Below are 11,091 nucleotides of genomic sequence, written 5' to 3'. Positions count from 1 at the left end.
TCAGACGGTATCCAAAACGCTTTCCGGGAAAGCATTACTAACAGCGAGGTGCGGGCGCAGCAGCTCCTTCGGGAGGACCGGAGTCTCCTCGCCTCTCACCGGGGAACGCCGGGATTCTTTCGCGGATCGGACCCACGCCTCCCACGGCTCAAATGTGGACCGGAGTGCTGTGACGACGCCAGTCAGCTCCGTTGACGCTGATCTTGATCTGAGCAGGGAACGTGTCCTCGGTGATCTTGCGATAGAGGGTTGAACGGGACAGGCCGGTCCGGGCAAGAACGGTTTTGAGGCGTATGATACGATCCGGCTCGGACATAGCTTGCCTGCACCTCACTGGTTCTTACTGATTTCTGCTGGAACAGACAGTACGAACCCATGCCGGAGGCAATCAGGTTTATCGTCTCAGCCGGGTGCGGAGTGGAAACGGCGGCAAATCGGCATGCCCTAGATCCCAATGCTCCGCCCCTTGCCGATCCCACGGCTGAAGGCGAGTTCCGCGCCCAAGCGACGACCCGATTCCACGTTGATGCCAAGCTCGCGTTTGCGGTTTGCCAGTAGGGATTCGAGCTGAGGATCGCGTTCAACGCTCTTGGCCATATCGGACATTGCCGAACGCGTCGACTTGTAGCCGGACATGTCGCCAGCCTGATATTGCTGCCGTCCCGTCCGGTCGAGCTTTTGCCAACGTTCCACGAACCGGTCGGCGCGACGGCCTGGATCAATATCCAGTCCGGTCCGGATTTCCGTTTCAAGCTGGAGAGCAAGCACGACGCGGCCGGCGCTCGCCTCGCGGACCAGTTCGGGGTTTTTCACAATATCCGTGTCGCGCGGCACTCCCCTGGCAGAACGACGGGCCAGCATCTTCGATCCGTACCGCAAAATCTTCCCTTCCCGGCCCAGGTCCGTGTTCCAGTATGGGCTCGCCTTCTCCAGGCGAGCGCAACCCGTCAAGCAGTCCGCCGATTCTGTCGCGCCACTTCTCGGGAACAACCCGGCGCACGATCTCGACCACCCGCTCGCGGAACGTAATGCCGTGCCGCTCGGCATGCGCTGGGTCGATCTGCTCGTAATCCGACGCCATGTCCTTGGCGCGGTCGCGTGACAGTGTCCGGACGAGCCCTTCTCTGGCGGCAAAGTCATCGCCGCCATAATGCAGGTCCATGCTGTCTCGATGCCGCGAGAGTGCGACCTAGCTGCCATGTGCATCCATGCCCCGCGTTGCGAGCACATGGGTCCGGTCGACGGTCATGCCCTGCACCTTGTGAATGGTCGCGGCATAGCCGTGGTTGACATGGGCATAGTCTTTCAGATCGAACCGCACCGACCTGCCGTCGTCGGTGCGCGCGGCCATGCTCTGTGTGCTGACCTCTTCGATCACACCGAGCGTCCCGTTCTTGACGCCGAGGCCGCGCGCGTTGCGACCAAGGAAGGGCTCCGCGCGCGTCCTTCCCTCCTGCAGGGCCAGACCCGCAGTGCTTACCGGCAACCTCTCATTGGCGAAACCGAGCGCCGGCGGCGGTTGAAGCGCACGTCCTTTAAGCCCGACTTGCTCTAGCGGTGATGGCGGCACATTGGTGAGCAAGCGGGCTAAACCCGGTCGGGATTTGTTGGGCCGGGCGAGCACATTTGGCTGACTTGCATAACTACGACTGAAGTCCTACCTTGGCCAAAGGGTCCATGGCCGGCAACATTTCCCCCAACCAGCCGTTTCGACAAGACCGCCAATCATACTTGATCGTCGGCGGGAATTATGTCGGAGGATTGGGTGCGGCTGGGTGAAATGATTGCGAACACATGCGGAGTATTCCTCTTAGTAAGCTTTCTAGCTGCGATGTTCTTGGTCTTAGGGAAGCCGCTGTGGCCTACACAGAAGGTGCGAATGGTCATCATTCTGCCGGTCGATAGCATGACCACCACGGCTTATAAGCGCGCCCAACTCCCTGGTGATTTCGATCTGAGCCTGGCGCCACCCAGACCAGATAGTAGCATGAGGCGGAGGGGCTTCGCCCCTAACGTGCGGCACCCAGCAAGCTCCGGGAAGGTGGACACCGCAGCCAAGCCCTCCTCACCTCGTTGATCTATGCTGGTTCATCCCAACTACTCCGGGACCTTGGCCCGCTAATCTCCCTCAGATCAGCGGGCTTTTTCGTTTCAGTAGGGTAGGTCGGCGTACTCGTAGAACGAGACGCGTCCGCTGATTTCATCAGTGACTCTTTGATAAAGCACGGCGGCCTATCATTTCGAATCATCCATTAGGGAAGCCTAACGTATTCGAATGAGCAGGCACGCTGTATTTTATCGATGCTGGGTTGATTCCCTGGCCACTCCCACGACCTTGCCCGCTGCCGCCAAGGCGGCGGGCTTTTTCATTTCTGGCGTGGTAGGCGCAGCAATAAGTCGGTAACTATTGAAGCTGTTGTGAATGGGTTAGCTACCCATTCAAGGCATCTTGTTCGACGAGGAACGATGCTGCGATCAGATCGTCGCCAGCAATTCGGCCGCGACCGTCATCCATGACGGCAGCGACTTTCTGGAAGGTCTTTATTTCGGCGTCAGTGATGCGTGCTGCCCGCACTCTCGCCTGGAGATCAGTCAATCGCGCCATAAGCGCTTTTGTCGTCTCGACTTCAAGGTTCATAATCTTCGTTGTCCAGTTGAATGGCGCTCGGCATGCATAACCCGTCGCCATAGGAAGGCGGCGGGCAACGCTAGTTCGAAGTTTCAATCGTAGACTTTGACAATCTTGCGGGTACTCGGATCCACCAGGACCGTGCGGTTGTCGACCACCACATAGCGGTATTTGACGTTGGGAACCTCGTGGAGTTCGACCGTGTCGGGCAGAGCCGTGCCGACGTTCAGCTCGACACCAGGTATCTTCACGGAAGCCAGTGGTTGCTTCTTCACGTATTCGCGCACGACGGTGTCCTGCTCCGGCGTGATGACAACGTCTTGGGCCGCAACAGCGCCGACGCCAGCCAAAAGCAATAGCGCCGCAGCGGCGCCGGTAAGGTGCATCCTCATGGTTTTTCTCCTCTTTCGAATGGCGACAGCACGACCGCTGTGCGCCAGGCATACGAACACGAAGCATGGAGGAACGTTCCTCCTAACGGACTTCAGTCCGACTACGACAGGACCAAAGTCTGGCCCGCAAAGGGCAATGGTCCTACCACCAGGGTTAGGCGGAACGGTACGCCCAGCGTAGTTGCCTCTCAAATTCGGAGAAAGCAGATGGATAAAAGTGTTGGCCAAGCGCGCTGGTTGCTCGCACCGATTTTCGCGACAGCCGTCACCTTTCTGGTGATGGGTATAGTCCTCGGCTGACATGTCATGGATCGGCACAGCTACGTCCCTTCGTGCTGATAGGACCCGCGAGCCGCTTCCGCGGCTGGCGGGTCCTCTATTTTCACGGTGGGATGGTTTTCGCTCATGCAACCTTGGAGGTACTATGGATCGGCGAACTTTCCTGACTGCGGTGTTTGGCATCGCCGGAGCAGCTGCGCTTGCAAGCGCCGTCCGCCCAATTAACGCAATGGCCGGTGTTCCGAGCGCGGGAAGCGGCATCCTTGATGAACTGGAAACGCCACAAAGACAGGACCTCGACGAAGGAGGCCAAGCGCAGGTGGACCAGGTTTCCCACCGGGACTGGCACTACGGCCGCCGCCGTCGCCGGCGGGGTTGGAGACGGGTTGCCGTAGTTACTGGCGGCATGGTCGCCGTCGCGTCCGGTGCTATCGCAGACGTGGTCCTTCGGTCATCCTGCGATTTTAGCTAGTTTACTCCTGCACGTGGCCCGTTCCGGCTCAAGCGCCGAGAACGGGCCGATATGATGTTAATTGGTGAGCCGAAGAAAATGACATTGGCTCAGAGATCGAATGAGAGTGGCAATGCAGGCGCTCCTGCAAATGACAACCATGCTCATATCGCTGGTTCGGACGCTGCCTCGTTGCATGACGATGAAGACATTGTCGCGCTAGTCAAGCGGACTGAGCGCAGGGCTAATTTGGTGCTTCTGGGAATGGGCGGGTGGTTGATGCTCGTCCCCGCCATTTATGTCGTTCTGACCCACGGGATATGAGCGAACGATCTCCGGTTTCGCGAAATCACCAAAACGCGGCGGGCATCTCGCGCCTAACCCGCCACCGCGAGAGTGACTTGTGCGTCAGCCGCTCGTGCCCCACAGTTGACTGGCCATGAGCGAACAGCAGACCCCGAATAAACTCTTTGCCCGAGCCGTCTCCACGATTTTCGCTTGGCATAGGCGGACGCCTTCGGGGCGTGTCCGCCAGGTAGTCGGTAAACGCCCCTTGTCGTTCGTGCTGATTGACCAGAACCACTCGCCCTTGCTCGGCCCGTGTTGCTCACCCAAGAGGCGGCCAACGCTCGCGCCCAAGAACGACGGCTCGAAATCATGCGGGCGTGCCTCGCCTTGGATGATGGTCCTGCCCCAATCGAGCCGGAGCCGCGCGCCACGATCGCGGACAAACCGAACAGCGTCGGCGATGGTGGTGAAAGAGCCCATGGGCTCGCCGTCCTCCAAGACCTCATAGCGATCCTCCGAAGCGTCGCGGACCTTCAACCGATCAGTAGGCATCATGCCTTCTAACATCAGACGTCGAATAGATCGTCTGGACCATGGCCCTTCACGTCGATGATATCGGTCCGGCCGATCTCGTCGATTATGTCAGGCGTGTTGTTACAGGGGCTGCCAACCTTGCTGCCGATAGGCCACATCTTCATGAGGTCCGACGGGAACGGCTTCTTCAAGTCGCGTGGATCGGGCTCAGGTGCAAGCCAGCGCATGTAATCCGCCGGCGCGAGGATCACCGGCATCCGGTCATGAATGGTCGCCATCAGACTGTTCGGCTCGCAGGTGGCGATTGCGAAGGTGCGGATCAGTTCGCCAGTGATCTTATCGGTATACTCTTCCCATATACCGGCCATAGCGAAGGGCTCGTCATCCTTCATCGCGATCGCATACGGCCGTTTCCTCTTGCCCGAGGCGTCCAGCTTCTGCCATTCGAAATACCCGTCTACTGGCACCAGGCAGCGCCGTGAGGCGTACGCTTTGCGGAACATGCCATTGGTCGCGACGGTCTCGCAGCGTGCGTTGACGGGCGGCGGCCGACCGCCCCCGTCACGAGCCCAGCCAGGGACGAGCCCCCACCTAGCCGAAACGAAACCGGCCAGGGACGTAGACAGTTCCTCCCGGATGATAATCGGGTAGTTAAGGCTTGGCGCGCCATTCCAGATCGGGAAACCATTGCCCATGCGCTCGACGTCGCCAGGATGGGCGAACTCGAAACGCCTCACCATGTCAGGGATTGTGGTCTTGACGAAAACACGTCCACACTGCGATCACCAGCCTGTCGTTGCGGAAAGACCAAAATGGGAACGCTTCGTGAACGAGTCAAGCGTGCGCAGCGATCAGGACAGGCGGGCCTTTTCCTTGCGGTTGGCAGTCATCTTTTGTGAATGGGCTTCCCGGATGATCCTAGCGGCCTCGTCTATGGTGATGCCGACCTTGCGGGCATAGTAGGCGGCTTCCGCTCCCAGCGCGCCATCTACTGGATCTTTGATCGCCAGCTTTGCCTTACGCTTCGCCTTCTTGCCCATATCGCGAATCATAGCACATTCGCTGCCTTAAGGCGCCCCACCGTCGCGATTGTCCATCGCTTCGGCGATGACTTCGAATACGCTGGGCACTTCCTCGCTGATCTCGCTGGCTGCAATGCCTTCCTTGTCAGCCGCCTTCAGCGCACTTTCAGCAAGGACGCCGATTGCGATCGGATCATTAATGATCCTGTCGGGTAGCTTTTCCGCCATCCACTTGTCGAGAAAGTCTATGCCGCGCGTGCTCAAGCGAACATCCAAAGCGCGGCCGAACCCACCGCCAAGAACAAGAGGGGCGCGACTGCAAGCAGCATGCTGGCTGTGGCAGCGGAAGGCTCTGGATAGGACGACATGATCACAAAGCCCACGACAGAAGAAGCAGACCAAAAGCAACAGGCAGGATCGCCGCCAAGGCGCCCTCGATCATCAGCAATTCGTTATGTTTGAACACGTGGACCTCGCCATCCTGGATTTTGGGTACAATTTCCAGCTCGCCGGCCAGTTCCCGTCCCTCCAAGCGTTTGGCTAGAAGCAGGACCTAAGTCCGTGCGCCGATCAGCCAGAAGGCCCGCCCCGGAACCTATTCCGGCCTGTTTGCTTGAATCGGGCCGGTGGGGCACTGGCTTGGGAGGATGAGATGGGTTTAACCGCCGAACTGAGTGACGTCCTGATGGAATTCAACTGTCCGTTGTGTTCACAACCTATCGTCAGATTTGGTTCCTGGCTCCGCACGATCGGAACCTTCAGATGCGACGGGTGCAACGCGCTGGTGCGCATAGGCTACGAACAGAAGCTGTCCATTTTTGCAAGATATCTGAAAAACCGGCAACACCCTGGCAGCGGCAGGCCGCCAGAACGCCGACCTCCACATATCCCCGCCCGATCTGCTGTCGAATGACCAGCCCAACTTGCGCCAAGCCTCGGCACGAGCCTATGGAGCCCGAGTCGGCCGTGCCTCAGATTTCCTTTCCGAAGAGTTCAGTGCCTGTCTTTCAGGAAACGAGCTTCGCGAACGAGCGAGTTCCAGTCCGTCTCAATCAGCTTAATCAGGTCGCGCGCAACTTTTCTGAGGTACCCACCTTTTCAGACAGCCGCTTAGCCAGAGCTGGGGCCAAACCGGCTGGACAACGAGTGTAGGGCGCGGCCAGTAGCACCGACCAATATCTTTTTCATTGCGGCGGCTGTCCGCGAGGATCATAGAATCCGTTGCCAGGGCTTTTAGGGAGGCTACGATGGACAGCGCCACGCCTCGCATTGAAGTGGTTGAGGCCTGTGGAGAATGGTTCGTCCGCATAGTAGCCGACGACGAGGAACTCACCCGCAATCGTTAGCAGTAGCCTATGCGGAATGGCAGCGGATACGCCTGGGACTTTCCAAGATCACCCGGCTGTAGGTGCTTGTCTAGAAAAGCCCGCCCCCGCGAAAACAGTGACGGGCGCTTGTTTTGTCCGCTCGGCGGAGGGCGCCGACACTGACCGCCTACGCTAAGCTGGCGCGCGGGCCATGAATTAGCGCCAGCAGACCAGAGGCAACATATGTGCGGACGATACACCCGATATCTCATGATCGGAAATCCACCGGCTCTTCAGGCTGACCGCGCCGGCCGAGACCGGCCGCAACGACGAGCCGCGCTACAACATCTCCCCGAACGGAATCTCACTGGTTTTGCATTGAGCACCGCGGCAACTGCGATCGGTACCTGTGAGATTCATGATGGCGAAACGACCAAATATCAGATGTTGTCAGCCGTCGTTGCCGTCAGGGAAGACCAAAATGGGAACGCACTGGGAACGAGTCAAGATTGCCTTCGCCGCCAATCCTCGGACCGCTCATTGTTGAATGCGATCGCTTCCTCGAGTGACGCAAACGGCCGAGCCGCTATCGAACCGTCCGGCTTCATCTCGACCGCCAAGAAAGGCAGGCCATTGGTGGGCGGCGGGTAAATAATGAAGGCCGGTGCAATCTGTTTCAATCAGGGAGACCCGGGTCGAAATGGACGATCGCGTCGAGGATGGTGCGGTAGAGACTGTCGACCTCTTCGTCTATCTCGGCCCGCTTGATCCCGATCGCCTTGGCGTCGGCGAGCAGCTTGAGCGTGAGTTCGTCCACGGAAATAACGTCTGCATTCGCGGTCTCGGGAACATTGTTCGCGATCCACTGATCAAGGAAATTGATGCCGCGTGTGCTCATTCAGCCTTAAGCTCGCTCGGCGAATTGAGTTCCAGCAACACCTGCTGGGTCGCCTCCTTAAGCCGCAGCGGAGGGGGGCGGCAGTGAAGATGCGGCGGGGATTGGTGCCCGTTCATGTCAAACGTGCTAGGGTCAGCGATGTCCAGTTTGACAACGCCGCTGATCCGAAAGCTCGAAAGCCTAGGTCGACTTTCATCAGATGAACGCGAGAGCGTCGAAGCGATGCCGCTTTTGGAAAAGGCGTTGATGCCTGGTGAGCAGATCGCGCTGGAAGGGAATGTACCAAGCCACTGCTGCTTGGTCGTTGAAGGACTCCTGCGGCGATACAGCACTTTGAGCAACGGCACTGTGCAAACACTCTCAATTCACGTCGCCGGCGATATACCCGATCTGCAAGGCCTGCACCTTAGAAGCATGGATCACACTCTCGCCTCGATCGGTAGAAGCAAGGTTGCCCTCATCGCGCACCGCGACATCCTCGAAGTTCTCCGTAAATCACCTCGTCTGGCAAATCTATTTTGGCGGGAAAGTTTAGTCGATGCAGCGGTCGCGCGCGCCTGGGTCAAGGTGTTGGGTGGACATGATGCGTTCGGTAGGTTAGCCCACCTCGCTTGCGAGCTCTACGTGCGCATGAACGTCATGGGCCTGGTAAGGGGCAATTCTTATCCCTTACCCCTAACCCAAGTTCAGCTTGGCGAGACCCTCGGTGCGAGCGTCGTTCACGTAAATCGCATATTGAAGAAGATGCGCGCCGACCGCCTCTTGGAACACAAGGGCGGGCGACTGATTATCATGAATTGGGAGCGCTTAAGTGAGGCGGCGGACTTCGATCCAGGATATCTAAACCTACGGGACCAGGCGTATTTGGATCTCAGACCTGCAGCTGGCTAGCCCTCCTTCATTCATCGCGGAAAATCCTGTAGCGAAGCATGCCGTAAGTTTTCCTCGCCGCGCAAGCGCTTCACCCGGCCGATGATGCCCGGCTTGACCCATTGCGTCGCCGGCCGCTTCATGCCCTTCGGTCATGATGTTCTAAGACCCGCCCAATGATCTTCTGGAAATCGTGCGGTTCTGCACCGTTGACTTGTATCAAGGGCCATCCGGCCTGGCGCAAGCACCTTCCGATCTCCCTCGATAAAGCGGCTTGCCTCAACCCATTATCCACGCCAAGTTCGAGGAGAGCCTCGAACATCGGTTGCCGTGCATGCCGATCTACAAGGCGACGACGCAAGGTTTCCTGCGGCGCATCAAGTTGGATAAGCAGGTCCGGTCTGGGCAGGAACGAAAGGCAGTCACGAACGCCGTCGATGTTTCGCCTTCGCGCCAGCACAGCCAGCGCGCACACAGCCTGGATCAAGCCCTCTTCGAAAACGAAGTGACCATCCGATTCCTCGGCCTGACGCCAGGACTCGCAAAGAAGGGCGATATCAACCTTCATGCGCCATGACCATGAGAGGCTTTGCACGGGGAAGGCTGCCAGAAGCTGGGCCGCCACTCCATCCTTTGGCAGAGTCGACAGCAAGACAGGACCGGACGTGGCAATCTTTTTGCCAATACGTCCAATGCCGTGGCGCACTTCCGTGCGGTCGTCTTTAGGAGGCCCGGATTCAATCTGGCGATAACCGTCCACCGTCTTCACATTGAAGCCGTGCTTGGCCATCGCCCTGCATAGGCGTGGACGAAGTGTGGTCTTGCCTACACCAGGCGGTCCAAACAACTCGATGATCATCCCGGGACGTTAGCCAGGTCAGAAACCGCACCAACGTTCATTTGAATGACCTTCAGGTCCGAAAACCCTGAAAGGTGGCGCGTTTGCTGACGGAACGATCTGGGGCTAGGACCTAAGTCTGCTGCTGACCAGCCGGAAGTCCCAACCCGGAACATATGCCGGCGCTCTAGCTTGAGTCGTTTCGGCGGGGCGCCGGTTTGGGAGAACAATAGAATGGGTTTATCCGACGAACTGCAGGATGTGCCGATTGAATTCAACTGTCCCGCCTGTTCACACACTATCGTAAGGCCCGGTGCGTGGCTGCGGACGATCGGAATTCAGATGCGAGGGGTGCCAAGCGATGGTCCGCATAGGCTATGACCAGAAGCTGTTGATTTTTGCGAGACAAGTGGAAGTTAGCAAGAGCCTAGCGGCGGGTGGCCATCTCGCGAGCCGCCGCGTCTAAATCTCTGCCAACAGGGCTGATGCCTCATGATTAAGCTTTCAGACATGGGCCACTTCCTTGCAAGCGGCACGACGGGGAGCCGGCACGAAGAGAGACAATTTCTATTCCTGCCCCTACTGCGGCCAGATGATAGACCAGCGCGACTTACGCGAGGTAACGTGGCACGAAGGCCCGGGCCACGAGCCGCTGGGAGCCGGAGGGGGGAGCAACAATTGTGATGTTCCCCGGCGTCCGGAAATAACTACCCGCGCGCACACCTGATAAACAAAAAAGCCCGCCGGTTGGAGCCAGCGGGCTGATACTGTTATCTGGCGACGTCAGTCGATCTCGGGCGGCGGCGGCGGCGGAGAGACCGCCTGCGCCACAACGCTCGACAGTTGCTCACGCTTGGTGAGTTCTGGCTTCTGGTAAGCTTTCTTCATAGGTGCCCCCCCGTTGTCCCCGGGGTCAACCGGGCAGCCCTGTTGCTTGGCTCACAAGCACCAGCTCGGCTGCTAGCCAAAAGCCTGATGCCATAAAAAGCCCAATAACGATTGCAAATACTGCCAGCCGCATGCCGCGCCCCTCAGTCGGGCGCCTAGTAACATGTCAGCTAAAGACAAAAAAGCCCGTCACCGCGAGACAGTGGCGGGCTCTTGTTTGTACGCTCGGCGGAGGGCGCCGAGCACCTCAAAACTCCACCGAGCGGAATCGGTTCCAACAAAAAAGCCCGCGCCTGGGAGGCAGCGGGCCAGTTTGGAGTGCGCTGTAATGGGAACAGAGCACGATACGAATGCGAGTGAGAGCCTGCCGGTTCCGCTGGCTCTCCAGCAATGGATCGGTGGACCAAAAAGGCCCGCCATACTTGGTAGCGGGCAAGTTTGGCAGTGCGCTGGGATCATCCAGCGCCGATTAACGAGCGGCGGCGGCAGGGTTGGTTGCCACCGGCATTAACGTTGCAACGCCGGTAAATATTGTCGTGAGGACCTACATCGCCAACGCTGTAGAGGTCCTCGGCGTCTTTGCGGAGAATATTCCGATCGCCTTTGTGAGGATCGATTATGTAGTACCCAGGCGCGCCACAAGCGGGCGAAAATCGAGGCTTGGCAACGCCAGTGTCATGAATTTCTGAAGAGCT

10 protein-coding genes and 2 pseudogenes are annotated in these 11,091 nt (G+C 58.6%); 1 reads left to right on the top strand and 11 read right to left on the bottom strand.

The window, feature by feature from the left end:
• Nucleotides 1-148 precede the first annotated feature (148 nt).
• The 10 genes and pseudogenes from AC1VON_RS09675 to AC1VON_RS09630 form a co-directional block, all read right to left on the bottom strand.
• Complete coding sequence (locus tag AC1VON_RS09675) at nucleotides 149-316, bottom strand: helix-turn-helix transcriptional regulator (protein WP_483121750.1); 168 nt, start codon at nucleotides 314-316, stop codon at nucleotides 149-151.
• A gap of 128 nt (nucleotides 317-444) precedes the next feature.
• A pseudogene (locus AC1VON_RS09670) lies at nucleotides 445-1,420 on the bottom strand (Ti-type conjugative transfer relaxase TraA); the annotation flags it as partial.
• Between the two features lie 1,011 nt (nucleotides 1,421-2,431).
• On the bottom strand, nucleotides 2,432-2,638 hold the full coding sequence (locus AC1VON_RS09665; protein ID WP_483121748.1) for a hypothetical protein: 207 nt from the start codon (nucleotides 2,636-2,638) through the stop codon (nucleotides 2,432-2,434).
• 83 nt (nucleotides 2,639-2,721) lie between these two features.
• Nucleotides 2,722-3,021: a DUF1236 domain-containing protein gene (locus AC1VON_RS09660; RefSeq protein ID WP_483121747.1), complete on the bottom strand. Its 300-nt coding sequence runs from the start codon at nucleotides 3,019-3,021 to the stop codon at nucleotides 2,722-2,724.
• Nucleotides 3,022-4,159: 1,138 nt separating this feature from the next.
• Entirely contained in the window at nucleotides 4,160-4,606 is a 447-nt protein-coding gene (locus tag AC1VON_RS09655) for a hypothetical protein (protein ID WP_483121745.1), read from the bottom strand.
• Nucleotides 4,606-5,349: pseudogene (locus AC1VON_RS09650) on the bottom strand (SOS response-associated peptidase); the annotation flags it as partial. The pseudogene AC1VON_RS09650 and the gene AC1VON_RS09655, both read right to left, overlap by 1 nt.
• Nucleotides 5,350-5,424: 75 nt before the next feature.
• Nucleotides 5,425-5,613, bottom strand: a complete 189-nt coding sequence (locus AC1VON_RS09645; protein WP_483121743.1) for a hypothetical protein — start codon at nucleotides 5,611-5,613, stop codon at nucleotides 5,425-5,427.
• Nucleotides 5,614-5,640: 27 nt separating this feature from the next.
• Nucleotides 5,641-5,859, bottom strand: a complete 219-nt coding sequence (locus tag AC1VON_RS09640) for a hypothetical protein (RefSeq protein ID WP_483121741.1) — start codon at nucleotides 5,857-5,859, stop codon at nucleotides 5,641-5,643.
• 106 nt (nucleotides 5,860-5,965) lie between these two features.
• Nucleotides 5,966-6,127 carry a hypothetical protein gene (locus AC1VON_RS09635; RefSeq protein ID WP_483121739.1) on the bottom strand — a complete coding sequence of 54 codons (162 nt, stop codon included), beginning with the start codon at nucleotides 6,125-6,127 and terminating at the stop codon, nucleotides 5,966-5,968.
• Nucleotides 6,128-7,578: 1,451 nt separating this feature from the next.
• Entirely contained in the window at nucleotides 7,579-7,800 is a 222-nt protein-coding gene (locus AC1VON_RS09630; RefSeq protein ID WP_483121737.1) for a DUF768 domain-containing protein, read from the bottom strand.
• A 138-nt stretch (nucleotides 7,801-7,938) separates the two neighbouring features.
• Here AC1VON_RS09630 and AC1VON_RS09625 point away from each other — a divergent pair, with 138 nt between their 5' ends.
• Nucleotides 7,939-8,691, top strand: a complete 753-nt coding sequence (locus AC1VON_RS09625; RefSeq protein ID WP_483121735.1) for a Crp/Fnr family transcriptional regulator — start codon at nucleotides 7,939-7,941, stop codon at nucleotides 8,689-8,691.
• Nucleotides 8,692-8,809: 118 nt separating this feature from the next.
• Here AC1VON_RS09625 and AC1VON_RS09620 read toward each other — a convergent pair whose 3' ends face one another.
• Complete coding sequence (locus tag AC1VON_RS09620; RefSeq protein WP_483121733.1) at nucleotides 8,810-9,529, bottom strand: nucleoside/nucleotide kinase family protein; 720 nt, start codon at nucleotides 9,527-9,529, stop codon at nucleotides 8,810-8,812.
• Nucleotides 9,530-11,091: the final 1,562 nt, after the last annotated feature.

Source organism: Mesorhizobium sp. HAY1-8B, assembly GCF_056868045.1.
The sequence above is the reverse complement of the archived record's forward strand: the minus strand, read 5'-3'. Positions and strand labels throughout refer to the sequence as shown.